The 23,275-nt window shown below is 67.2% G+C and carries 21 protein-coding genes and 1 tRNA gene; 10 read left to right on the top strand and 12 right to left on the bottom strand.

Annotation, left to right across the window (positions count from 1 at the left end):
- The first annotated feature begins 93 nt into the window (after window positions 1-93).
- Window positions 94-180, top strand: a tRNA-Leu gene (locus C8J42_RS11625).
- A gap of 77 nt (window positions 181-257) precedes the next feature.
- Window positions 258-410, top strand: coding sequence for a hypothetical protein (locus C8J42_RS20125; RefSeq protein WP_165886441.1), 153 nt, complete (start codon window positions 258-260; stop codon window positions 408-410).
- Window positions 411-501: 91 nt separating this feature from the next.
- On the opposite strand, the gene C8J42_RS11620 is transcribed toward C8J42_RS20125, so the two are convergent.
- From C8J42_RS11620 to C8J42_RS11595, 6 genes are all read right to left on the bottom strand, one after another.
- Window positions 502-753 carry a hypothetical protein gene (locus tag C8J42_RS11620; protein WP_056064202.1) on the bottom strand — a complete coding sequence of 84 codons (252 nt, stop codon included), beginning with the start codon at window positions 751-753 and terminating at the stop codon, window positions 502-504.
- Window positions 754-771: 18 nt separating this feature from the next.
- The gene (locus C8J42_RS11615) at window positions 772-5,814 is read right to left on the bottom strand and encodes a DUF11 domain-containing protein (protein ID WP_243644332.1); all 5,043 of its coding nucleotides are present in this window, start codon (window positions 5,812-5,814) and stop codon (window positions 772-774) included.
- Between the two features lie 84 nt (window positions 5,815-5,898).
- Window positions 5,899-7,020 (bottom strand): DUF11 domain-containing protein, encoded by a 1,122-nt coding sequence (locus C8J42_RS11610; RefSeq protein ID WP_133020179.1) that lies wholly within the window; start codon window positions 7,018-7,020, stop codon window positions 5,899-5,901.
- Window positions 7,021-7,079: 59 nt separating this feature from the next.
- A complete protein-coding gene (locus tag C8J42_RS11605) occupies window positions 7,080-7,553 on the bottom strand; it encodes a DUF11 domain-containing protein (protein ID WP_056064208.1) in 474 nt (157 codons plus the stop codon).
- Window positions 7,554-7,564: 11 nt separating this feature from the next.
- Window positions 7,565-8,461, bottom strand: coding sequence for a hypothetical protein (locus C8J42_RS11600; RefSeq protein WP_133020178.1), 897 nt, complete (start codon window positions 8,459-8,461; stop codon window positions 7,565-7,567).
- A gap of 428 nt (window positions 8,462-8,889) precedes the next feature.
- Window positions 8,890-9,351: a hypothetical protein gene (locus C8J42_RS11595; RefSeq protein ID WP_056064771.1), complete on the bottom strand. Its 462-nt coding sequence runs from the start codon at window positions 9,349-9,351 to the stop codon at window positions 8,890-8,892.
- A 468-nt stretch (window positions 9,352-9,819) separates the two neighbouring features.
- Here C8J42_RS11595 and C8J42_RS11590 point away from each other — a divergent pair, with 468 nt between their 5' ends.
- From C8J42_RS11590 to C8J42_RS11570, 5 genes are read left to right on the top strand one after another with little or no spacing between them, the layout of a single operon-like run.
- Window positions 9,820-10,884: a type III polyketide synthase gene (locus C8J42_RS11590; RefSeq protein ID WP_243644329.1), complete on the top strand. Its 1,065-nt coding sequence runs from the start codon at window positions 9,820-9,822 to the stop codon at window positions 10,882-10,884.
- Window positions 10,881-11,561: a methyltransferase domain-containing protein gene (locus tag C8J42_RS11585; RefSeq protein WP_133020176.1), complete on the top strand. Its 681-nt coding sequence runs from the start codon at window positions 10,881-10,883 to the stop codon at window positions 11,559-11,561. The genes C8J42_RS11590 and C8J42_RS11585 overlap by 4 nt, the downstream gene beginning before the upstream one ends.
- Window positions 11,540-12,628 (top strand): FAD-dependent monooxygenase, encoded by a 1,089-nt coding sequence (locus C8J42_RS11580; protein ID WP_133020175.1) that lies wholly within the window; start codon window positions 11,540-11,542, stop codon window positions 12,626-12,628. Before C8J42_RS11585 ends, C8J42_RS11580 begins: the two co-directional genes overlap by 22 nt.
- A 31-nt stretch (window positions 12,629-12,659) precedes the next feature.
- Complete coding sequence (msrB, locus tag C8J42_RS11575; RefSeq protein ID WP_133020174.1) at window positions 12,660-13,070, top strand: peptide-methionine (R)-S-oxide reductase MsrB; 411 nt, start codon at window positions 12,660-12,662, stop codon at window positions 13,068-13,070.
- Window positions 13,071-13,114: 44 nt separating this feature from the next.
- Window positions 13,115-15,289, top strand: a complete 2,175-nt coding sequence (locus tag C8J42_RS11570; protein ID WP_133020173.1) for a PBP1A family penicillin-binding protein — start codon at window positions 13,115-13,117, stop codon at window positions 15,287-15,289.
- Here the strand turns inward: C8J42_RS11570 and C8J42_RS11565 are convergent.
- Genes C8J42_RS11565 through C8J42_RS11555 form a run of 3 tightly spaced genes read right to left on the bottom strand, consistent with a single transcriptional unit; the run spans window position 15,265 to window position 16,979 of the window.
- The gene (locus C8J42_RS11565) at window positions 15,265-15,939 is read right to left on the bottom strand and encodes a SprT family zinc-dependent metalloprotease (RefSeq protein ID WP_133020172.1); all 675 of its coding nucleotides are present in this window, start codon (window positions 15,937-15,939) and stop codon (window positions 15,265-15,267) included. The genes C8J42_RS11570 and C8J42_RS11565 overlap by 25 nt on opposite strands.
- A gap of 15 nt (window positions 15,940-15,954) precedes the next feature.
- Window positions 15,955-16,389: a YcgN family cysteine cluster protein gene (locus C8J42_RS11560; protein WP_133020171.1), complete on the bottom strand. Its 435-nt coding sequence runs from the start codon at window positions 16,387-16,389 to the stop codon at window positions 15,955-15,957.
- On the bottom strand, window positions 16,386-16,979 hold the full coding sequence (locus tag C8J42_RS11555) for an SCO family protein (RefSeq protein WP_133020170.1): 594 nt from the start codon (window positions 16,977-16,979) through the stop codon (window positions 16,386-16,388). The genes C8J42_RS11560 and C8J42_RS11555 overlap by 4 nt, the downstream gene beginning before the upstream one ends.
- Before the next feature lie 79 nt (window positions 16,980-17,058).
- Here C8J42_RS11555 and C8J42_RS11550 point away from each other — a divergent pair, with 79 nt between their 5' ends.
- On the top strand, window positions 17,059-17,667 hold the full coding sequence (locus C8J42_RS11550) for an ankyrin repeat domain-containing protein (RefSeq protein ID WP_243644328.1): 609 nt from the start codon (window positions 17,059-17,061) through the stop codon (window positions 17,665-17,667).
- A gap of 167 nt (window positions 17,668-17,834) precedes the next feature.
- On the opposite strand, the gene C8J42_RS11545 is transcribed toward C8J42_RS11550, so the two are convergent.
- The 3 genes from C8J42_RS11545 to tsaD all read right to left on the bottom strand — a co-directional run bounded on the left by C8J42_RS11545 (window position 17,835) and on the right by tsaD (window position 20,405).
- Entirely contained in the window at window positions 17,835-18,344 is a 510-nt protein-coding gene (locus C8J42_RS11545) for an MmcB family DNA repair protein (RefSeq protein WP_133020169.1), read from the bottom strand.
- 61 nt (window positions 18,345-18,405) lie between these two features.
- Entirely contained in the window at window positions 18,406-19,383 is a 978-nt protein-coding gene (locus tag C8J42_RS11540; protein WP_133020168.1) for an NAD(P)H-dependent glycerol-3-phosphate dehydrogenase, read from the bottom strand.
- Window positions 19,380-20,405 carry a tRNA (adenosine(37)-N6)-threonylcarbamoyltransferase complex transferase subunit TsaD gene (gene tsaD, locus C8J42_RS11535; protein ID WP_133020167.1) on the bottom strand — a complete coding sequence of 342 codons (1,026 nt, stop codon included), beginning with the start codon at window positions 20,403-20,405 and terminating at the stop codon, window positions 19,380-19,382. The genes C8J42_RS11540 and tsaD overlap by 4 nt, the downstream gene beginning before the upstream one ends.
- A gap of 64 nt (window positions 20,406-20,469) precedes the next feature.
- Here tsaD and hemC point away from each other — a divergent pair, with 64 nt between their 5' ends.
- Together hemC and C8J42_RS20455 are read left to right on the top strand one after the other, a co-directional pair.
- Complete coding sequence (gene hemC / locus C8J42_RS11530; protein WP_133020166.1) at window positions 20,470-21,375, top strand: hydroxymethylbilane synthase; 906 nt, start codon at window positions 20,470-20,472, stop codon at window positions 21,373-21,375.
- Window positions 21,372-23,030, top strand: a complete 1,659-nt coding sequence (locus C8J42_RS20455; protein WP_243644326.1) for a uroporphyrinogen-III synthase — start codon at window positions 21,372-21,374, stop codon at window positions 23,028-23,030. Before hemC ends, C8J42_RS20455 begins: the two co-directional genes overlap by 4 nt.
- The last annotated feature ends 245 nt before the right edge of the window (window positions 23,031-23,275 follow it).

Here is a 23,275-nt window from a genome sequence, read left to right as displayed (position 1 = left end):
ACGCTTTTTCGCAAAGGGCGTTGCGTAGCGTTCAAACCCTTGCTAGTGGCGCTCGCCTACCAGATGCCGGGTCCGCCCGGTGATGTTTCATGGGCGGCCATGGCGGAACTGGTAGACGCGCAACGTTGAGGTCGTTGTGGGCGAAAGCCCGTGGAAGTTCGAGTCTTCTTGGCCGCACCATTTTTCAGATTAGAGTAAACACCCCCTTCGAGGGTCCCCCTTTCGCGGCCGTGCGTTGGGCTTGGCGGAGGCATTGCATGAGTTCGATCGACGACACGATCATCGACACGCCCGAGGGGCCGATGACGTTTGCGCAGTGGAAGAAGAAGAACCCGGTCCAGCTGCCTTCGCGCCGGACCAAGGGGAAGAAGCTGCCCAACAAGGTGAAGCTGACCACCGACGAGAAATAGCGGTGGCTGGGGTTCGGATTCCCGACCGATAAGCCGACGCGCGCCCCTCCCTGGAAGGGAGGGGGAAGCAGCGAGATCGTGTGTTTGTCGCTCAGTGCTTCCCCGAACTCCCTGACCCCTGCCTCGCCCGGATCATCCGCGCCTGGAACTTAACGCGTTGCCAGAACGTCGCGTCGTCGAGCCGCCATTGGCGGATCGCCTGAGTCGCCAGCGTCTCTATCAGCGCCTCACTCGTCGCCGCATCCTGCGCTGCAAACGCCCGTGCGAGGTCCTCGACGCACGGACCGTGGTCCGTGAAGTCGCGCGGCAGCGGCATGGGTGTCGGCTGGCTCGGCATCGGCATAGGTCTTTCTCCCTGTAATTAACGTCGACCACCGAACAGCGCGCGCGTGGCGCCACTGATCGAGGCTTGGTCGAACTTCAGCCGCATCGTGACGTACGGCCCCTGCCGCGTGTAGCGGTCGTCCTCGAAATCGCGGTCGCGGTAGCCGGACAAATTGTAGCCGGTGCTGATCCACGTGTTCTGCGCGGGCGACACGCCGACCGACGGCCCGCCGCTCCACGACCACGCGCCGCGCTCCCACGCATGCTGGACCGAACCGCTGACGCCGATGTCGAACCGCGTGCCGACATCCTGGCGCAACTCGAACCCGGTTACGTCGATATACCCGTCATAGGTATCGTCGGCGAATCGCCCGGCGACGTATTTCGCACCGTAGTACAGCGTCGCCTCAGTGCCGTGGCCGAGCCCTTCGGGGCCGGTGCGATAGTTGACCGCGAGGTTGTTGATGATCCGCGACGTCACCTGGTCGCCGCCTCCGTAGGCTGGGACGCCGAGCGAATTGGAGTCCGAGAACCCGGCATCCGCGCTCTCGTGCCGCAACTCGAGCCGTTCGAGCACCGACCAGCGGCTGTCGAGCGGACGCAGCGCGAGCGCGATGTCGGCGGTGGCATAGGTCGCGACCGCGCCGGTCTTGTCCTTGATCGTGTACGCCTTGATGCTCGATGCGAGCGTCTTGCCCTGCCCCAGCGTGCGGAGGAAGTTGGTGGTGATCCCCCATCGATCGCCGCTGTCGGCATTGCGGTATTCCAGGCGGCCATTCACCGACCAGCGGGCCTGGCGATAGGTCGCCCCCAGCGTCACCGCGGCATAATCGCCGTTGGTCTGGTCCTGCCCGACATAGCCACCCGAGGTGACCGGCTGGAACGCATTGACCACCGCGCCGTCCGGAATTTGCCCCTTCAGCGTGTTGCTCGCGTCGAGCGTGCCGTCGACGGTCCAGTTCTTGCCAAGCGGCACCGACTGGCTGAGCCCGTATTGCGCATAGGTGCGCGCGCCGTTCTCGCCGATCGCCTGCTGGTTGAGCGTGCTCATCAGCTTGGCACCGGTCCAGGGGGCGACGTCGACGCCGAACTGCTTGGTATGCGCGACATAGCCGTCGCCGTTCGCGATCTCGTATCCGCCGATCAGGCGGATGCCGGGCTTGATCCGGTAGGCGAGCTGGATCTGGTGGCGGATCGGGAAGTCGACACTGTCGCTGTCGCCACCGGGCGCGAACTGCGTCTGGCCGGTGAGCGTCACCGCATTGCCGAACAGCGCTTGCGTGCCGCCGACCGTCAGCAGGCGGCTGTCGCGGTTCTTGCCGTCCATGCCGCGATCCGACGCGAACTGGCCGCCGACGAAGATCGTGCCGGTGTCGCGGCGATATTCGAGGCGGGCCTCGCCGGCGGCGCGCGTGCCCGGGTTGGTCAACTGCTGCTGGTACCAGGCGACCCCGGTCACGCTCAGCCGATCGGTCAGCCGCAGTCGGCCGTCGAGCCCGAATTTGCGCGTCCCCGCCTCGACCAGGTTCTGCTGGCCGACGCCGAACGCGGTATCCTGCTGGCGGGCATAGGCGAGCAGGTCGAGCTTGGTGCCGTGGTGATCGACCTCGGCAAGGTACGCAAGCCCACGCCCCAGCCCGCCGCGACCGCCCTTGGCGATCTCGCCGCGCAGTTCGGTATTGGCGGTGACGTGCGCCTTGATGTCTGCGCCGAGCACGGTGGCCTTGCCGACGGTCTCGTCGCGGATAACCGCAGCGCCGACTTCGACGCGGCCGTTCGCAAGCTTGGTCGCGACGCGCGCGGCGGCCGCGAGCTTCGCCGATCTGCCGCCCTCGACCTCGTAATCGGCCACGATGAAGATTGGATTCAGGTTCGAATCCCGGCTCAGGATCGGCTGGCGGAAGCGGACCGTGCCCATCGACGTGTCGATATCGTAGTCGATGTGGCGGGTGAGTTCGGTGCTGGCGACGATCAGTTCGGAGCGGAAGCGATCGCGCGTCTCCAGCCGCAGTTTGTCACTGTTCGGGACGATGTTGCGCCCCTGCAGCCGATACGGACCGCTCAGCCCGTTGCCCTGGATTTCGTCGCGCGAATACAGCGTGTCGGTATGCGCGGCGAATCCAGTCGCGCGGATCCGCTTGCCCTCATACGCGGTCTTGATGCCGTTGAGCGTGCGATTGTAGCGCGTCAGCTGCGTATCGGTGAACCCGGTCTCGAAATCGCCGAACAGCGCGTAGAACTCACGACGCTCGAGCCGCAGGTACAGCTTCCGGCGGGTTGCCGCGTCATAGCCCTGGCGCGAGCCGTCGCCGTAGACGGTGTAATAGCGGTCGGGGTCGATCGTGCCGAGCAGACCGCGGTCGGGATCGTATTTGCGGTCGCTGTCATAGGCGATCGTCGCCAGCCACGAGCCCTTGACGCGGCCCTTGGCATAGAAAGCGAGCTGGCCGTCGGTGACCACGCTGTTCCGCTGCGACCGCGGCAGGCCCGACTGGCGCTTGCTGAGCATGTCGTAGCCGAGCGAGCCCGCGCCGAACCCGACCACGACCCAGTCCTTAGCGGACGCGGCGAGCCAGGCGCGGACTTCGCTGGTGTGGACGATCTTCTCTTCGGCCAGCGAGACGATCGCATGGACCGCACCGGCCTGCGTCGTCGGTTGGAGCGCGATGAAGGCGAGGCCGTCGTCGCCGACCACCTGCGCGGTAGTGGACGACCGCTCGCGACCGGCAAGCTGGCGGCCCTGTTCGAGTTCGGCCTCGACCGCCGCGGTATAGGGCTGGTCGACGGTGAAGGGGATCAGCGTGCCTGCGCGCACCGGACGGCCGGTCTTGTCGGTCACGCGCACCGCGATCAGCGGGCGGGTCAGACCGTCGGCGACGAGGCGGCTGCTGGCGGCGTCGAACACCGCGCGAACGCCGGGCCCGGAGTAATGCACCACCCGGTCGAGCGTCTTCACGACGCTGCCATCGGCGGCGAGCACGCGTGCCTGGAGGCGATTGTCGCCGTCGATCAACGGGATACCCGTCCAGCGCGAAACGGCGATGTCGGTGCCGTCGCGCTGATCGGTGCCGTCGAACGCGAGCGGCTCGACCTGCTTGCCGTTGATGGTCAGCGCAACCCGCTGGCCGGGCGCGTGCTTGACGACCGCGCGGACGATCGGCGCGCGCGGGTTGTGGTCGGCCTGTGGGAACAGCCAGTCGATGCCGGCCGCCTGATCGCCCGCCAGCCAGTCACGGCTGCCCGCGGCGACGGCGGCATCGGCGACCGTGACGGGGAGGCCCGCGTCCGCCGATGCAGCCTTGCCGGTCGGCTTGAGCTGGAAGTCGACGCGCTTGAGCAGGCCGCCGTCGCCCTCGACGAAGCGCGAGATCGGGCTGTTCGCCTGGCGCGTGTCGATATCGCAGGCGACCGGTGCGTGCGTCGCGGGGATGCTGGACGTGTCGATCTGAACGACATGGCGCCCGGCGCGGACACCCTCGAAATGGTACAGCCCGTCGCGATCGGTGGAGACGAACGTGCCGTCCTCCATCAGCAGGCGGATTCCCGGCACGCCCTTGCGCTTGTCGACCGGATCGCCGCAATTCCCCTCGGTCACGCGGCCGATGATCGTCATCGCATCGGTGAACAGCAGCGGGCGCAGGCGGACCGATGCCGCGGCCTCGTTGCTGGTGACGGTGCCCTGCCCGACGACACGCGCGCGGTTGAGCGCTTCGCCGGTGGGTGCGCCGGGGGCGATGCTGACGACGTATTTCAGTTCGGCCGAGGCACCCGCGGCGAGCACGGGTATGACGAAGTCGAGGCTGCGGCCGTCGGTCGACACGGTCGGCTCGTCACCGCCGCGCGCGGAATTGCGTTCGTAGCGTAGTCCCTTGGGCAAGGTATCGGCGACGTGGAGCCCGCGCGCCGGGACCGAATCGCGGTTGGTGATGCGCAGCAAATACTGGACGAAATCGCCCGGCGCCGCTTCACGCACCGATGCCACCTTGGTCAGCAGCAACGTTCCTGCACCGGGACTGTCGAGCGGGATGTCGGCCGAAAAGGGCTCGGGCGTCGACAGCGTCAGCGATCCACCGAAGCTGGTGTCGTTGAGGATGAACGGCGTGCCCTGCGGATCCTTCAACGCAGCGAGCGTCGCGCGATCGACGGTCGATGGCGCGGTGTAGGTGCCGGGCGGCGTCACCTTCAGGTAATAGCGGCCCGGTGCGGTGAGCGGGAATCGGTACCGGCCGGTCTCGCCCGGGTACACACGGCCGCTGGCGTCGGTGACTGCCTCACCCGTGACGACGGTGGAGGGATAGCGGCTGACGCCGTCGTCGCCGAACACGGTGGCAGGCTGGCCGGCATCGTCGACCAGCGACACGGTCGTGCCGTCGACCAGAGCGCCGGTCCGCGAATCGAAGGTGTAGCCGGCCGGATCGATCAGCAGCGACGCCATCGAGGCGAGGCTGTAACCATCCTCGGCGAAGCTCAGCTTGATCGTCGCGCCGCGCATGTTGCGGATATCGCAGGCGGCGAGTTCGGGATGCTTGCCCGTCGCGCTCGCGGGGATGCCGCCCGCGAAGATGCCGCTGTCGGCCGCGGTCTCGATGAGCGTCAGCGTCGTGTGGATCTTACCGACATCGACCGCGATGACTGCGGTCTCGCGCACGTCCGGGTCGTGGTTGCCGGCCTGGTTGTCAAGCACCAGGATCATGTCGGCATAGATGTCGATCGCCGCGACCCAGGGCGATTTGGCGAAGGTCGCGGCATCGATCGGCGCGGGTGTGAACTGGAAGCTGGGGGTCGTCTGGCACGTCGCGCCCGTCAGGTCGTAATTGGGCGGCGGCAGGTGGAATGTGAGCGTGGTCGGGCGCTTGGCCCGATTCACGTCGAGCAAAACCGTATTGGACGGCAATGTGCGTACGCCGGAATCGCTGGCCGCGTCGTCGAACGACAGCGTCGCGGTATTCTGGATACGACCGATCTGAGCGCCGGTCTGGACACCCGTCTGCGCGGTCGCCGGCAGGGTGCCGACGATCAGCCCGAGCAGGAGCGTCAGGAACAGGGCGCAAAGGCGCGAAAGGCGACGAAAGCTGGACATGAAGGGTCCTCTCCCGACGCGCGTCTTCACGCGCCGGGATCGGTCGTTCCTTGTTCGTGAGGAGCGGAGTCTGGGTGGTGGGACTTAGTTGATCGTCACGCGGAAGCTTGCCGCTACCGACGTCCCGCCGAGCAGGGTCGGAATCGTCGCGGTCACCTTCTTCGTGCCGGCATTGTACGAGCCGGTGAAAGGAGTCAGCGGGATCGCCGATCCGTCGTCGTTCGCAGGGAAGCCGTTCAGCACGCATGCCCCGCCGACGCCCAGCCCACCGATCGTGATCGATCCCGGCTGATAGGTCGTGTTGGCCGGAATGATATCGGTGAGGCTGATGTTGCTCGCAGGCACCAGCAGCGTCGCGTTGTTGACGACCAGGCAATATTGCACGACCGCGCCCGGAATCGCCTTCGGCAGCAACAGGCCGGAGACCGGATCGGAAATCACCACCGACGACTTCGTCACCGTCAGGTTGACGTTGCGCGTCGTGATTTCATAGCCGAGTGCCGCACGGCCATAGCCGTTGCTGGCGATATCGGGACCGAGACCATCCGAATCATTGTCCGCGAAAACCACGTCGACCGCGTTGTCGTCGTTGGCGAGAAGGCTGGGCACCAGGGCCGCGCCCTGCGCCGCCGCATCGCCGCCCGCCGCGACCTGCGCGATCAGCGTGACACCCGCGAGCGAGACCGCCTGGACGTTGGGCACATCCGCGACGATGAACACGATCGCCGATTGATCGGCACCGAGTTCGTTGATGTACGTGGCGGTATCTGCGCCCACGTCATAGGTGCCGTTGCCGTTTGAATCGACGAACACCTTGATGTTGGTCACGTCGAAATTGTCGCCGGTGAAAAGCCCCTGGATCGGCGTCTGGCTGGTCGACAGCAGGAAATCCTGTATGCCGTTGGTGTTGTTCGTCACCTTGAACGTCAGGACGGCGCCCGCTTGGCCGACCGAGACCTGCGTGTTGGCGGGCTGGTTGGTGGCGACGGTCAGGTTGACCTTGCGATCGACCACGAACGTCGCGGCGTTCGATGTCGCCGATTGCTGAACGCCGTTGACCAGATAGCTCGCCTGCGCGGTGTTGGTGACGGTCGTCCCGGCGGCGGTACCTGCTGGTCCCGGTCCGGTCTGTGCCATGGCGGTACCGGCCGACACGATGGCGGCCGTACCGGCCAGCAGCGTGCGTATTACCCCTTTTGCGTACATCGTTTAGGTCTTCCTTCTGTGATGGTTTTGGTCGGGTGTGGAGAGAGAGATCGGCCGGATCATTTGAGGACAGCCTGGAACGCGAACTGGCCCTGCGAACCCGCCGCTAACGGGCTCGCGAGGCGCCACCGGACGCTGGTGACATCGTTGGGGCTCGCCGCGCGCGTGCTGCCGTCGGGGCTCCGGACGCGGAGGGTGGCGAGCGAACCGTAAGTCTTGCCGTCGACCGAGACGTCGGGCGCGGGCGAACCGGGATTGGCCGATCGATAGGCGATCTGTCGCGGCAACGGGTTGTCGAGCACCACGTTCGCCAGCGGCTGCGCGCCGCTGTTGCGATAGGCGAGGACGAAGATCACCTTGTCGCCCGGCGTCACCTTGGTCGGCTTCACGAGTGTAACCCGGGTGGTGCCGTCGGCCGCGGCGCTGCGGGCCTCGACAAGGATGCTGCTGCTGACCTGCAACGGACCGGCAGCCGCGGAGGCTGCGGCGGCCGTGGCGACCAGAACGGCGGCAGTCATTGGACGCGTAATCATGGCTTGGCTCCTCATTGAATCTTGGCTTTGAACTGGACGGTATGGCTGGACCCGGCGGCGACCCGGCCGAGCGCGACGGTGACGCCGGCACCCTGCGCGGCGCTCGGGTCGAAGCGCCCGGCGTCGTCGTCGGCGCCATCGCTGAGCGGCGCACCGTCGAGAGACAGGCTGCCGAGGACGAAGACCGTGCCGACGGGGATCGGGTCGGCGATCCGCGCGCCGGTGACGGCATCGGTGAAGCGCGCCTCCAGCGTGTAGGTGATGACCGCGTCGCGCACCGCGGTCTGCGATCCGTCGGCGGCGCGCACCGACTGGCTCTTGAGCAGCACCGGGCCCGCGAGCGCGGTACCGAGCGGGACCGAGACGGTGGCGAGCGCGCCGGTCGGTCCGACCACCGCATCGCCACCGCCATCACCCGCGCTGGGATAGACGTTGCCCGTCGCGCCGGATCCCGTCGTCGAGCGCGCGGTGACGGTCAGCACGGCGTTCGTGGCGCCGCCCTCCGGCGTGGCAACCAGGATCGCGAGCAGCTTGATCGACTGGCCAGGTGTCAGGAGCGGCGTCTTGCCATCGACCGGCGCGACGTCCTTGGCAGGATCGTAGAGGCCATCGCCGTCGGTATCGATCACCAGCGTACGCAACACGGCTGCGCCGGGCGATACGGAGGCGGCTAGCACGAACGACTCGGCACCATTGTCGAGATTGGTCAGCGTGAAGGGAATGGCGACCGGCTGCGCGGTGACGACGACCGCGCCCCGGCCGTCGCGGACCAGCGCCACGTCGAGCCGCTCGGCGACGATGATCGTCACGGTGTTCGAACTGGTCGACTGCGCCGTACCATCGGCATCGTACCGCAGGCCGGCGGTATTGACGATCGGCGTACCCGCTGGCGTGCCGATCGGCGTCACTGTCGCTGGCGTCTGGGCAAGCAACGGCTGCGGCAATCCCGCGCTCAGTATGCAGGACAGCAGGCAAGGTGCCGCAGCGCGTCGAAACCGCCCGCTCTTTCCTCCATGCTGTGACATCAGACGAATCAATTTTCTTCCCTTCGATCGGGAACAAATTGTCCGAAGCCACTTAATCAAATACTACGAAATCATAATGGGATCATAAAGCCAAACTATGATAGTTAATGTGACAACATCCGTTTTCAGATGAACGGTCGTTACATCACATAGCAAAACGGTATCTTTCGTCATTACCGTTCTATTGTTGAGAAATCCAGAACCGTAGTGGCTTTATTTATGCAGATACCGTCCAGACGCAAAAGGGCCGGCCAGACGACGTCCCTCGAGAAGACGCGTCATGGCCGGCCGTGACAGGCGTAGTGATCGAGTTAGCCGCGAAGAAGCGCGCGCAGATAGGCCTTCATCTGCTGGTCGCCGGTATAGCTCAGCGATATCTCGACGCGCCGCCGGTCGGTCGGGTCGGTAACGCGGTCGATCAGCTTCAATTTGTGGAGATGCTCGATCCAGCGTTGCGACGTGGTGACGGGCGCGTCGGACATGCTGACCAGCGCCTTGATGTTCATCGGCATACGGTCGTCGCGCGATGCGAAAAGCGCCAGGAGCATGTCCCAAGCCGGTTCGTGGAACAGTTCGCCAGGCAGGAACTTCCGCCGCAATCGCCGTTGCTCGAGCACCGCATTCGCATGTTCGACGAGCGCAGCATCGTTCGGTTCGTTCCCCGCCGGCACCGGTTCCGCGGCCTTGGCGACGCGTCCGTTGAATTCTTCGGCAACGGCCGACAATTTTGCAGTCAGATCCTTGATCAATTCCACGACGGTTTCGTTTTTCACCAAAGGCTCCCCATTGCCATCGACCCGTTACCATCGACCCTCGATCGGAACCGCCATGCACGCAACCTGTCGCTGCTATCGCACGTCAATCCTCGACCACCCCAGATAAAGGCTGAGACACCCCGCCCCTCGAACTAAACGCCAAAACTTCAGCGCCGTCCTGCCGATTTGTTAAATGCGAAAACGCACGTCAACAAATAGAACTATATCTAGGTATGATATTCAAACTTATTTTATATTAATCAAATCGTTATGGGTCTTATAAGTTACCTAGCAGTCCGTTTTGGGTTTGGATGAGAACCACGAACCGCTATGTTCAGAACAACGCGCAAGTTGGCGTTGAGGATGCTTCACGGCCAACATATCGCTTCAGACGCGAAACCGATTTGCGACGAACAGATATCGCGTGCGTCCCATAGTCCGATCGAACGTGCCATGCGTTGGGCGTCGATCGCAGGAAAGGGTATCGTGTCCGCTTATATCAATGCCGTAGGGTCCGCCGTTCCCGGTCACGATATCCACGCGGCGTTCATCGCCTGGGCGCGATCGCGGGTCGATGCCCGTGCCGAGCGCGTGTTCGACCGAATGGCGTCGCGATCGGGCATCGGCCACCGCTGGTCGGTATTGCCGCCGACCGCGGACGGTGGCTCACCGGTCGACGATGCCGGCTTCTACGCCGCCGAGCCGCATCCGGGGACGGCCGCACGAATGACGCTGTACGCGGAGCACGCGCCCGAACTCGCGATCCGCGCGATCGAGGCGTTGCGCGCGAAGGTTGCGGTCGAGGGCATCACACACCTCGTCGTGGCGAGCTGTACCGGGTTCGTCGCGCCGGGGATCGACCAGATCATCGCGCGTCGTCTGGGCCTTTCATCGAGCGTCGAGCGGCTGCTGATCGGTTTCATGGGGTGTTACGCGGCGGTCGTCGCGTTGCGGAGTGCGCGGCATATCGTTCGCTCCGAGCCCCGCGCGCGCGTGCTGGTGGTGACGGTCGAACTTTCCACGCTGCACCTGCAACCGGCCAACGACATCGAGGCACTGCTGGCGATGCTGCAGTTCGGCGATGGCGCCGCGGCGGCGCTGGTGACGGCGGATGCGACCGGGTTCGCGCTCGAAGCACCGTTCGCCGCGTCGCTGCCGGATAGCGAGCAGCTGATCCGATGGGACGTGACCGATGCCGGCTTTGCGATGCATTTGTCGGGGGAGGTGCCCGGGCGTATCGCCGCCGCGCTGTCCGACGAGGCGTTTCGTGCGATCGTGAGCGCTGGACAGCCACCCGAATCGATCGACGGTTGGGCGGTCCATGCCGGTGGGCGGTCGATCCTGGATGCGGTCGAGCATGCGATGCACCTGAAGCCCGAGGCACTGGCGGCATCGCGGCAGGTGCTTGCGGACAACGGCAACATGTCGTCGGCGACGTTGATGTTCGTGTTCGAGCGATTGCTCGCCGGGCCGCCCGTCGAGCACGGCGTGGCACTCGCGTTCGGTCCTGGTCTCGCGGCGGAGGGCTTCGGATTCCGGAGCGCGGCATGAGCCTCGCGGTCCGCAGCCAGGCCGAAGAGCTGATGGACGCCGACGACCTCGATGCGGCGACCTATGCCGACGTTGTCGGCGATCTCGCCACGGTCAACACGGTGACGATGGCGCGCCGGCCGACGCTCGACTTCCTTGCGCGTGCGACCGCGGGGCGGAAGAGTTTTCGGCTGCTCGACGTGGGGTTCGGCGATGGCGACATGCTGCGGCGGATCGCGCGTTGGGCGAAGGCGAAGGGTATCAAGGCGGAACTGGTCGGGGTCGACCTCAACCCGCGAAGTGAGCAAGCGGCACGGGCGCATGGCGGGGCGATCCGCTATGTGACCGGCGACTATGCTGACCTTGCGCATGAGCCGTGGGACGTGATCGTCAGCAGCCTAGTCGCGCATCATATGAGCCACGACCAGCTGATCGCATTCCTGCGGTTCATGGAAGGACATGCGAGCGCGGGGTGGTTCGTCAACGACCTCCACCGCCACGGCTTCGCGCATTGGGGTTTTCCCGTGCTTGCGACGATAGCTCGCTGGCACCCGATCGTTCGGCACGACGGGACGCTGTCGATCGCGCGCAGCTATTGTCCCGACGAATGGCCGCCGCTGCTCGCCGAGGCGGGCATCACCGAGGCGAAGGTCCGCCGCGTCTTTCCGTTTCGGTTATGCGTCGAACGCCTGCGCTGATCGTCGGCGGCGGGCTGGCCGGGGCCGCGACGGCTATCGGGCTGGCGCGTACCGGCTTGCCGCATCTGCTCGTCGAGCGATCGCGTGAGACCGGCGATGCGATCTGCGGCGGGTTCTTGAGCTGGCGGACGCTGGAGACGCTGGCCGGGCTCGGGATCGACCCGGACACGTTGAACCTCGAGCGGGTGACGCGCGCGCGCATTTTTGCGGGCAATCGCCGCGCCGAAGCCGCCCTGCCCCATCCCGCGGTCTCGGTGACGCGCCACCGGCTCGATACCGTGCTGCTGGCAGAGGCCGAACGGCTGGGTACGCCGGTCGAGCGCGGTGTCACCGTGCGCGAGATCGACGCGACGAGCGCACGACTTGCGGACGGCGCGACAATCGCGGCCGATGCGCTGTTTCTGGCCAGCGGCAAGCACGACGTTCGCGGGATGGCGCGCGCCGAGGAGGCACGCGGCCTCGACCCAACGCTGGGGATCCGCGTTCGGATCACGCCTTCGGCTGCGCTTAGCAAAGCGCTCGCGGGCGGCATCGAGCTTCACCTGTTCGACCGCGGCTATGCCGGTCTCGCGATGCAGGAGGACGGCACCGCGAACCTCTGCATGGCGGTCCATCGTTCGCGGCTTCAGGGGGCAGGTTCCCCTGCGCAATTGTTCGAAGCCCTCGGCCGAGAGATGCCCGCACTCGGCGAATGGGTCGCGCTGATCGACCCCAGCGCACAGATCGATGCGATCGCCAACGTCCCTTACGGCTGGCGCCAACGCACCGGTACCGACGCGCTCTTCCGGCTCGGCGACCAGGCCGGCGTGATCCCCTCGCTCGCCGGCGAAGGCATGGGCATCGCGCTCGCCAGCGGAGTCGCGGCCGCCCGCGCCTATGACAAAGGTGGCCCCGCCGCCGCAGCGTCATGGCAGGAGGACTTCGCCCGCCGCCTCGCTCGCCCGATCGGCATCGCCGGCATCGTCCGCCACATCGCCGAGAGCGAACGCGCCGCGTGGCTGCTCCCTTTCCTGCGCCCCACACTGATCCAGGTCATCGCCAACGTAACCAGATTGGGGCAATCTTGAAGGCCGCCCCGCCAGCACGAGATGCATGTCCATGGACCAGCTCAATCTTTCCGAGGCCGAATGGCGCAAGCGGCTAACCGCCGAACAATATCATGTGCTGCGCGAGGGCGGCACCGAGCGCGCCTTCGCCGGCGTTCTGACCGACAACAAGGCCGATGGGATCTACCGGTGTGCAGCGTGCAGCAACGAACTGTTCGACAGCGCGGACAAGTATGATTCCGGGTCGGGCTGGCCCAGCTTCACCCAGCCGATCGGCCCCGACGCGGTCACCGATCACGCCGATCGCAGCCACGGCATGACCCGCATCGAGACGCGGTGCGCGCGCTGCGACAGCCATATGGGGCACGTCTTCCCGGACGGTCCGCCGCCGACCGGGCAGCGTTATTGCATGAACTCGCTCTCGCTCGAATTCCGACCGCGCAAAGCGAACGTCGCGGCCTGATGTCGCTTGTAGGGCGGGACCATCGCGCGTAATTCTGCGGCCACATGGCTCGTACGCGTTCTGCTCCCCCGTCCCGTCGGTCCCCAACTCCCCCGGCGTCACGCTGGCGGCGGCGGCTGGTCGTCTTTCTCCAGGTCATGGTCGGGATCGGCGTCCTCGCGCTCGGTGCGCTGGCGATCGCGGTGTATATCGCGATGTCGCAGCTGCCCAGTTTCGACAGCCTGAAGTCGTCGCCCAACGGCCAGATGATCCGCGTCCATGCCGCCGACGGCACCGTGATCGTGTCGATGGGGCCGAGCTTCGGCGAGTGGCTGCCTTACGGCCAGATCCCCAAGGTGATGCGCGACGCGACCGTCTCGGTCGAGGATCGCCGCTTCCGCTCGCATCTCGGCATCGATCCGGTCGGCATCGCGCGCTCCGTGAAGGTGCGGTTCGATCGCGGTCACTGGACGCAAGGGGGGTCGACGATCACGCAGCAGCTCGCGCGGACCGTCTTCCTCAACAACCAGAAGAAGTTCGGGCGTAAATTCCGCGAGGGCATCCTGGCGTTCGCGCTCGAATGGAAGTTCAGCAAGGACCAAATTCTCGAACTGTATCTGAACAAGGTTTACTACGGTGGCGGTGCCTACGGGATCGACGCCGCAAGCCGGAAATTCTTCGGCCACGGTGCGGATCACCTGAGCCTTGCCGAGGCTGCGGTCATCGCGGGGCTCGTCAAGGCGCCGTCGAATTACTCGCCGACCGCCGATGCCGAGGCCGCGATGGGCCGCGCCGGTGTCGTGCTGGAGACGATGCAGGAAACCGGCGCGATCACCGCGTCCGAGGCTGCCGATGCCGATGTCTCGGGGCTGAAACTGGCGCCCGAGCCGAAGCAGAACAGCGTGCGGTACTTCACCGACTGGGCACTGCCGCAGCTCGATACGCTGATCGACGAGACCACCGAACCGCTCGAAGTCTGGACGACGCTCGACCTGACGATGCAGCGCCAGGCGGACGACGCGATCCGCGCCAATGCCCCACCCGGCGCACAAGGCGCGCTGGTCGCGCTCGATCGTGGCGGCGAAGTGCGCGCGATGGTCGGCGGCAAGGACTACGTCTCCTCGATCTACAACCGCGCGACGCAGGCGGTCCGCCAGCCGGGCTCGTCGTTCAAGCTGTTCGTGTATCTCGCCGCGCTCGAGGCTGGCCACAAGCCTGAGGACTCGATCGTCGACGAACCCGTCACGATCAACGGCTGGAGCCCACGCAACGATTCCCGCCGCAACTCCGGCGCGGTGTCGTTGCGGACCGCATTCGCCTATTCGCTGAACACCGTCGCCGCCAAGCTGGGCCAGGAGGTCGGCTTCAACACTGTCGCCGACATGGCACGGCGGTTCGGGATCACCACGCCGGTCAACGTGCATCCGTCGATGGTGCTGGGCACGTCGGAGGTTCGCGTGATCGACATGACACGCGCGTTTGCGTCGGTCGCCAACAAGGGTGTGGCGGTGACGCCGTACGGGATCACGCGCGTCACGGCCAACGGCCAGACGATCTACACGCACGAAGTCGACCGTAGCCACGTATTGGTCGCGCCCTATGTCGCCGCCGAGATGACCGACCTGTTGCAGACCGCGGTCAACACCGGCACCGGGCGCGCGGCGCAGATCGGTCGACCGGTCGCGGGCAAGACCGGCACCACCACCGCATCGAAGGACGGCTGGTTCCTGGGCTTCTCCAGCGGAATCACCACAGGCGTGTGGATGGGTCGCGATGATGCCAAGCCGATCGCCGGCCTGCACGGCGGCACCGCGCCTGCCAAGGCCTGGGCTGCGTTCATGAAGCCCGCGACGGCCAATCGCCCGATCGAGCAGTTCGATACGAAGGTCACGTTGCCCGAGTGGCAGCTCGAGCCAGACGAGGAGAGCTATTTCGGGCAGCCCGACAACGGCCAGATGGCGGTCGACGCGGATGGCAATCCGATCGAGCAGGGCCAGCCGCCGGTCCCGACCGATGCGCAGACCGGCGACACGATCCCGCGGCCCGATGCGGATCAGCCCGAGGTGGCACCTGCTCCGCCTCCACAGCAGATGAACCAGGATTGGATCGACCGGGTCACCGGGCGTGAACGTCGTGAGCCGTCACCGGCTGGGCGGCAACCGCTCCAACGCGACGTGCCGCGCGATCAGGTTCAGACGCAGCGCTTCCAGAGCGATCAGGAAGAGCGCCCTAACCAGTGAAGGCCCGCACCGTGCGTACGTAGCCAGACGCGCGCGGGTGTAGGGTCTTCGCCGTAGAGTTGCTCCACGAGCGCGTGGAAGACCGGCGCGTGGTTCATGTGGACACGGTGCGCGACTTCGTGCGCGACCGTGGCGCGACGCACCCAGCTTGGCGCGAGGATCAGCCGCCAGCTGTAGCGGATGATGCCGCTCGACGCGCAGCTTCCCCAGCGGCCCTTGGCATCGCCGACCGCGACCTGCGCTATGCTGACCTTGGCCTTGGCGGCGTATTCGGCGGTTTCGGTTTCCAGCACGGCGAGTGCGGTGCGCTTGAGCCAAGCCTCGACGCGGCGCGCGATCGTTTCGGGGGGGCCTGACAGCGACAGGACCGAGCCTTCACGCACCACGGTTCGACGGCTGCCCGGCGTCCACTCGATCGTCAGCGGCTCGTCGGCGACGGTGAGGATCGCACCGGGCACGAACGGGCGTGGCTGGGGGAGTAGCGCGCGCTGTTCGGCGACCCAGTCCGCCTTGTCTTCCGCCCACGCCAGCGCCTGCTTCAACGCTGCACGCTTGGGAAGGACGAGCCTTGCCCGGCCACTCGCGGGATCGATCGACAGACGCGCGCGGCGTGCGCGCGGGTGACGGACGATCTCCAGGCCCTCGATCATCGGGCTGTCACCGGGTCAGAGCTCGCGGTCGATCACATGATATTCGAGCTCGCCGGCCTCGTCCTCGCTGATCGTCCAGCCGCGCACCGATTGCTTGGCGCGGTGGACGGCTTCGCGGTCGCCGCAGACGAGGTAATGCCACTCGGGCAACTGCTCGCCGGCAGCGCGCAGGCGGTAGGCGCAGGTCGAGGGCAGCCAGTCGATCCCGCGGACGTTGCCGGTCGTCAGCCGCACGCACTCGGGGACATAAGCGTGGCGGTGGCGGTAGTCGGAGCATTGCCCGCTGCGCCGGTCGAGCAGGCGGCACGAGACGTTGGTCGCGACGAGCTCGCCCGTATCCTCGTCCTCGAGCTTGTGGATGCAGCATTTGCCACAGCCGTCGCACAGGGCTTCCCACTGGCCGCGATCGAGCTGGTCGATCGGCGTATCTTCCCAGAAGCGCGCGCTCATCGAGCCCAGCGCTTGATTTCCGTCACCACTGCGTCGGGCCCTTGTTCCTGCGGCAGCAAAGCGAGGGGCTTGCCGTCCGGGTCCATCAGATAGGCCTGGCGCGAGTGGTTTACGAGGTAGCCGCCACCCGGCGACGCGTCGCCCTTGCTCGAATACACCGCATACTCTGTCTTGATCTTGGCGATCTGCGCGTCGGTGCCGGTGAGGCCGACCATCCGCGGGTGGAAGGCGGAGACGAACTGCTTGAGTACCGCAGGGGTATCGCGCGCCGGGTCGACGGTCACGAACACCGGCACGATCTTCGCGGCAAGCGCAGGGTCGCTCGCTTCGAGCTTTTTCACCGCGGCGCCGATCGCCTGGACATCCGTCGGACACACATCGGGACAGAAGGTGTAGCCGAAATACATGATCCGGTATTTGCCGGCGAACGCCTGTTCGGTGACGGTCTTCCCGTTCTGGTCGGTCAGCGTGAAGGCGCCGCCGATCCGGGCGCCTTCGAGCGGCGGCTTGGCGGGGGGCTGGGACGAGTTGCACGCCGACAGCGCCAAGCCGGGCAGTGCGAGCGTGCAGAGGAGGAAACGGAGTCTCATGGTGCCGCCAGCCTTGATCTGTTCGCTACTGCGGCGCAAGCGTCACCCTATATCCAGGACGAACCAAGGAAGTCTCTCGATGCGTATCCGCCTGATGCTCGCCGCTACCCTCCTGACGCCTGCGCTCGCCTGCGTCGCGGCGCCCGCGTTCGCGCAAGGCCAGTCGGAGGGGTACAAGTTCCTGTCCGCAGTGCGCGATGCGAAGAACAACGAGGTGCTGGAGATGCTCGGCAAACCCGGCAGCAACATCATCAACACGCGCGACGTGACCAGCGGAGAGGGGGCGCTCCACATCGTCATCAAGCGCGGCGACGAGGTGTATCTGCGCTTCCTGCTGCAAAAGGGTGCGGACGCGAACCTGCGCGACGGCAAGGGTAATACGCCCTTGCTGCTCGCGGTGACGCTTGGCCAGACGAACATGATCCCGATCCTGACCGCGGCGGGGGCGAACCCGAACCTCGCCAATTCGGCGGGTGAGACACCGCTGATCCGCGCGGTGCAGCGCCGCGACGTGGGGATGATCCGGGTGCTGCTTGCCGAGAACGCCGATCCCGACCAGGCGGACATCATCGCCGGCATGTCCGCGCGCGCCTATGCCAAGCAGGATGGACGCAACCCGATCGTGAGCAAGCTGCTGGAAGACGCGCCGAAGAAGGTGCGGAAGGCCGTGTCGGGCCCGAAGTTCTAGGCAGCTATCATGGCCGCCCACAGCCCAAACCGCTACGCGCCCCCCTCCCTGGAAGGGAGGGGCTGGGGGTGGGTCGGCCAGCTTGTGACGCGACGGTTGCATGATACGGAAACCGACCCACCCCCGACCCCTCCCTTCCAGGGAGGGGGGAAGTTCACAAGGTTCCTCTAGAACGCCAACCCGTCGGCGTCCGGGTCCATCTGCGCGATCAGCCGCCGCGCCGCGCGCCGGGCGAACGCGAGCGTACACCGTTTCCGCACATGCGCCGGAAGGGGCACGGTGTGCGCCTCCCGCACGATTGCCGCATCATAGCGGTCCGCCACGATGACCCCAGTACGCTCGGGCAGGAACGCGGGCCCGTTCAAGGGCCCAACGTCGAACCCGGCCGGGACCGCCCAGAAATACCGGTCGCAATGCCCGAGATAATCCGGCCACTTTCCGTCGCCTAGCAGATCGGCGCGCGACACCTTGATCTCGACAATCACGATCTGGCCACGCGCGTCCACCGCCATCAGGTCGGCGCGGCGGCCCCCGTCTAGCGGCACTTCGGTCATCGCGGTGAGGTCGTGGCGCAGCAACATCCGGATCACGCCGCGCGCCACGTCGGCGGCGCACATTACCGCATCGGGAGGCGATCCAGGTTTGTCGATGCAGGAGTCCGGCGGCATGTCGAGCATGCGCCGGAAATAGAACAATCCGCGAACGAGGCAAGCCCATTCGCGGATTGGTCGCGCGTCGTCAGCCCGCCTCGCCCTTCAGCGGCCGAGCGAGCAGGTCGCCGATGACGTCGCTCACTGGCGCGCCCTCCAGCAGACGGCAGACGGCTTCGGTGATCGGCATGTCGACGCGCGCGTCGCGCGCCGCTTCGCGCAGGACGGGCGCGGTGAAGGCGCCTTCCGCGACGGTCCGGCGGTCCGCCAGCAATGTCGCCGCCGACTCGCCGCGCCCGAGGCCGACACCCAGCGAGAAGTTGCGCGAACTCGTCGAGGAGCAGGTGAGCACGAGATCGCCCAGCCCCGAAAGCCCCGCCAGCGTCTCCGCGCGCGCGCCGCGTGCCAGGCCGAACCGCGTCATCTCGGCGAACCCGCGCGCGATCAAGGCGGCGCGCGCGTTCTGGCCGAGCCCTGCCCCCTCGACCACGCCGCAACCGATCGCGAGCACGTTCTTCACCGCGCCACCGATCTCCGCACCCGCGACGTCGGTCGAGGCGTAGGTGCGGAAATGGCGGGCCGCGAGGCGTGTAGCGAGCCGTTCGCCGAGCTCGGCATCCTCGCAGGCCAGCGTCACCGCGGTCGGCAACCCGGCGGCGACCTCATGCGCGAAGGTCGGCCCCGAGAGCACCGCGATCGGCGCATCCGGGTGCACCGCGCGCGCGACTTCGCCAACGAGCCGCTTGCTGCCCGCCTCGATCCCCTTCGCGCAGAGCACGAGCGGAATGCGGCCGATCGGGGCGGCGGCGAGGACGCTGCCGACGTGCTGGGCGGGCGCAACGACGAGGATCGCATCCATGTCCGCGAGCGCGGCGAGGTCGTCGGTCGCGCGAATCGTCGCTGACAGCGCGACGCCGCCGAGGAACAGCGTGTTCTCATGGGCGGTGTTGATCGACTCGACCACGGCGCCCTCGCGTGCCCACAGGATCACCTCGCGACCACCATAGGCCGAGACCTGCGCAAGTGCCGTGCCCCACGCGCCGCCACCGATGACGCCAATTTTCATGCCTTGACCCCTGCGCCACGCACCGCTTCGGCATTCGGATCGAGCGGCCAGCGGGGACGCGCGGCGACATCGAGCGGATCGGTAAGGCCGGCGGCGAATCGCTCCGCTCCTGCCCAGCCAATCATCGCGGCGTTGTCGGTGCACAGCCACAAGGGCGGCGCGACGAAGCGGAGCCCGCGCGCGCTGGCAAGACCCTGCAACGCGGTGCGAACCGCCGTGTTGGCAGCGACCCCGCCCGCGACGACGAGCGCGGTGGCGCCATGCGATGTCCGCAGCGCCTTGGTCGTGCGGTCGATCAGGCAGTCCACCACCGCCGCCTGGAACGAGGCGGCGATATCCTCGGGCGAATACTGGCCGACGACGCGCGCGACCGCGCTCTTCAGGCCGGCGAACGAGAAATGCGGCTCGGCCGAACCTTTCAGCGGGCGCGGCAGGGGGACGGCCTTGGGATTTCCCAACGCCGCGGCGCGTTCGACGGCAGGGCCACCGGGGAAGCCGAGGCCGAGCAGCTTGGCGGTCTTGTCGAATGCCTCGCCCGCCGCATCGTCGATCGTCGTGGCAAGGCGCCGATACGCGCCGACGCCCTCGACCAGCAGCAACTGGCAATGTCCGCCCGACACGAGCAGCAGCAGGTATGGGAACTCCAGGTCCGGATCCGACAGCCGCGGCGAGAGCGCGTGGCCTTCGAGATGGTTGACCGCGATCAACGGCTTCCCCGCCGCGTGCGCGAGCGCCTTGCCGGTGACGAGCCCGACCATCACTCCGCCGATCAGCCCCGGCCCCGCGGTCGCGGCGATCGCATCGACATCCGCCAGCGTCAGCTTCGCGTTGGCCAGCGCCGCCACGATCAGCGGCTCCAGCGCCTCGACATGCGCGCGCGCGGCGATTTCGGGGACGACGCCGCCGAACGGAGCGTGCGCCGCTTCCTGCCCGAGCAGCCGGTGCGCGAGGACCTGCCGGTCGCCGGTGACGAGCGCGGCGGCGGTTTCGTCGCAGGAGGATTCGATGCCGAGAATGATCATCGCGTGTCTGTATAGGCCTGCGTGAAGCTTGTCGAAGGGGGCCCCTTTCTGCATGGCACGCAGGATGACAGTTTTTCGGCTCGGTACGCGCGGTTCGCCGCTGGCGCTCACCCAGGCAGGCCTGGTCCGCGATGCCCTGTGCGCGGCACATGGCTGGTCGGCGGACAAGGTCGAGACGGTCGTGATCCGTACCACCGGCGACCGCGTGCAGGATCGCGCGCTCGCCGAGATCGGCGGCAAGGCGCTGTGGACCAGGGAACTCGACCGCGCGCTGCACGACGGCGACATCGACTGCGCGGTGCATTCGATGAAGGACGTCGAGACGATCCGGCCGCACACGCTGAGGATCGCCGCGATGCTGCCGCGCGCCGACGTGCGTGATCGGCTGATCGGTGCGGAGACCTTCGCCGACCTGCGCCCGGGCGCCGTCGTCGGCACGAGTTCGCCGCGACGCCGCGCGCAGATGCTGCGACTGCGGCCCGACCTCGAGATCGTGCTGATCCGCGGCAACGTCGACACGCGGCTCGGCCGAGTGGCGAGCGGCGAGATGGACGCCACGCTGCTCGCCGCCGCGGGGCTCGATCGGCTCGGGCGCGATGACGGCCACGCGATCCCGACCGACATCATGCTGCCCGCGCCGGCGCAGGGCGCGGTCGGGATCGAGGTTCTCGACGGCAGTGCCGCGCATGCGATCGTCGCCGCGATCGACCATGCCGACACCAGCCTGTGCGTGCTGACCGAGCGCGCGTTGCTCGCCCGGCTCGGGGCGGACTGCCACTCTCCGGTCGCGGCGCTCGCGGCGCTGGCGGGGGAGACGCTGACGTTGCGCGCCGAATTGATCGCCGAGGACGGGACGTGCGACGTCGCCGGATCGATCGAGGGCGGCGCGGGCGAAGACCTGGGCACGATGCTGGCGGTCGACCTTCTCACGCGCGCGCCGGCCAGCGTCCGCCGGTTGTTCGCGGCGTGACGTCGCCCCACGCCCTCGTCGTCGTGCGGCCGGAGCCCGGCAATGCGCGGACCGCGGCGGCGCTGCGGGCGCTCGGGCTGGACGTACGGCAGGTTCCGCTGTTCGCCGTCACGCCGGTCGACTGGAGCGTACCGGATCCGGCGGGGTTCGACGGACTGTTGCTGACCAGCGCGAACGCGGTGCGGCATGGCGGTGCAGGACTGGACGCGTTGAAGCGCCTGCCGGTGGTGGCCGTCGGCGCTGCGACTGCCGCGGCCGCGAGCGACGCGGGTTTTGCGGTCGCGGTGACCGGGTCGGGCGATGCCCGCGATGCCGTTTCCGATGCGCGCGATCGCGGTTTCGCGCGACTGCTGCATTTGGCCGGGCGCGATCGTGCCCCGACCGGCGACGGGATCGAGGCCATTACGGTCTACGCGAGCAATGATGTGCCGATCGACGCTACGGTGGCGCAGTCGTTCGCCGATACCGTCGTGCTGCTGCACTCCGAACGCGCCGCGGCTCGGTTGAAGGATATGCTCGATACGGCGGACATTGCCCGATCCGGAATCGAGATCGCCGCGATCAGCGCCGCCGTCGCCGAAGCGGCCGGAACCGGCTGGGCGACCGTCTCGATCGCCCCGCAACCGAGCGATCCGGCACTCGTAGCACTCGCTGCTGCACGTGCGAACATACGCGCGATTGACCATCCGGTGGATGGCGGGGATAAGCACGCCATGAGCGACTACGTGCCGACCGATCGCCCACGGGCACGCGGACCCAGAATGGGCGTCATCATTGCCCTCACCGCGCTTGCGTTCATCGCCGGACTGGCGCTGATGGCCTATGCCGCGAGGAAGCTGCCCTGGTTCGGCGCCACGGCCTCGACCACCGCTGGCGCACCCGTCGCAGGCCAGAAAGCCGGCGCGAGCAATTCCGGGTATATCCCGTCGCAACCGCTCGGTCCGGATGGCCAGCCCCAGGCGGCCGCGCCGGTCGACACCGCCGTGCTGGCAACGCGTGAGGCGACGTTGGCGGGCCAGCTGACCGCGCTCGAGGCGCGCACCGCAGCGATCACCACCGACGCCGCCGCGGCCGGTGGGCAGGCGACGCGGGCGGAAGGCCTGCTCGTGGCCTTCGCCGCGCGGCGGGCACTCGATCGCGGGGTCGGCCTTGGGTATCTGGAGGAGCAATTGCGCCTGCGGTTCGGCCAGGCCCAGCCGCGCGCGACGATGCTGCTGATCCAGGCCGCGCGCCAGCCAGTGACGCTAGAGGACCTGCGCCAGGGCCTCGATGCGATAGCGCCGGACATCACGAGTTCAACCGGTGAGAATTGGCTCGACACGATCCAGCATCAGATCGACTCACTGATAGTGCTGCGCAAGGCGGGAACGCCGTCGCCGATGCCCGCCGACCGCCTCGCGCGCGCACGGCGACTGCTTGGTGCCGGTCAAGTCGAGGCAGCCCGCGCCGAAGTCGCCCGCCTCCCGGGCGCCGCCCAAGCCGGCAACTGGATCGACGCGGCGCGGCGCTACGTCGTTGCCCGCCAAGCGCTCGACCTGATCGAGAGCACGGCACTGATCGGCCAGGCGGGACAGCCGCAACCAGCGCCGGTCGTCATGCCAACGCCACAAACGGCGACCGAAACGGACACCGCCCCGGACCCGTCGGGTATTTGAGCTGAACTGGTTTTTACTGGCGAAGAACGATCTACGGCCGATGGCTTTGCATTCGGCTGTCCGAAGATTCACCGGCGAGACCGTTCGATCTCTGTCCGACTACAGGATAGCTCTCGAATAGCGGCGCCAGGGCGGATCGTCCCGGGAACACCCACGGGGTCACGCACTGAGGTCGGCCGTGTGTTTCGATCTACGACTGTCCAGAACGGACTTTACGTGATCCAGCCTTAATTTTCTTCAACGCG

This window comes from Sphingomonas sp. PP-CE-1A-559, from assembly GCF_004340965.1.
GTDB lineage: Bacteria > Pseudomonadota > Alphaproteobacteria > Sphingomonadales > Sphingomonadaceae > Sphingomonas.
Note: the sequence above shows the minus strand (reverse complement) of the source record. Positions and strands in the feature narration are given on the sequence as shown.

Coding starts and splice junctions, on each gene's coding strand:
- C8J42_RS20125 (WP_165886441.1), top strand. CDS start 258: ATGAGTTCGATCGACGACACGATCATCGACACGCCCGAGGGGCCGATG.
- C8J42_RS11620 (WP_056064202.1), bottom strand. CDS start 753: ATGCCGATGCCGAGCCAGCCGACACCCATGCCGCTGCCGCGCGACTTC.
- C8J42_RS11615 (WP_243644332.1), bottom strand. CDS start 5,814: ATGTCCAGCTTTCGTCGCCTTTCGCGCCTTTGCGCCCTGTTCCTGACG.
- C8J42_RS11610 (WP_133020179.1), bottom strand. CDS start 7,020: ATGTACGCAAAAGGGGTAATACGCACGCTGCTGGCCGGTACGGCCGCC.
- C8J42_RS11605 (WP_056064208.1), bottom strand. CDS start 7,553: ATGATTACGCGTCCAATGACTGCCGCCGTTCTGGTCGCCACGGCCGCC.
- C8J42_RS11585 (WP_133020176.1), top strand. CDS start 10,881: ATGAGCCTCGCGGTCCGCAGCCAGGCCGAAGAGCTGATGGACGCCGAC.
- C8J42_RS11580 (WP_133020175.1), top strand. CDS start 11,540: ATGCGTCGAACGCCTGCGCTGATCGTCGGCGGCGGGCTGGCCGGGGCC.
- msrB (WP_133020174.1), top strand. CDS start 12,660: ATGGACCAGCTCAATCTTTCCGAGGCCGAATGGCGCAAGCGGCTAACC.
- C8J42_RS11570 (WP_133020173.1), top strand. CDS start 13,115: ATGGCTCGTACGCGTTCTGCTCCCCCGTCCCGTCGGTCCCCAACTCCC.
- C8J42_RS11565 (WP_133020172.1), bottom strand. CDS start 15,939: ATGATCGAGGGCCTGGAGATCGTCCGTCACCCGCGCGCACGCCGCGCG.
- C8J42_RS11560 (WP_133020171.1), bottom strand. CDS start 16,389: ATGAGCGCGCGCTTCTGGGAAGATACGCCGATCGACCAGCTCGATCGC.
- C8J42_RS11555 (WP_133020170.1), bottom strand. CDS start 16,979: ATGAGACTCCGTTTCCTCCTCTGCACGCTCGCACTGCCCGGCTTGGCG.
- C8J42_RS11550 (WP_243644328.1), top strand. CDS start 17,059: ATGCGTATCCGCCTGATGCTCGCCGCTACCCTCCTGACGCCTGCGCTC.
- C8J42_RS11545 (WP_133020169.1), bottom strand. CDS start 18,344: ATGCTCGACATGCCGCCGGACTCCTGCATCGACAAACCTGGATCGCCT.
- C8J42_RS11540 (WP_133020168.1), bottom strand. CDS start 19,383: ATGAAAATTGGCGTCATCGGTGGCGGCGCGTGGGGCACGGCACTTGCG.
- tsaD (WP_133020167.1), bottom strand. CDS start 20,405: ATGATCATTCTCGGCATCGAATCCTCCTGCGACGAAACCGCCGCCGCG.
- hemC (WP_133020166.1), top strand. CDS start 20,470: ATGACAGTTTTTCGGCTCGGTACGCGCGGTTCGCCGCTGGCGCTCACC.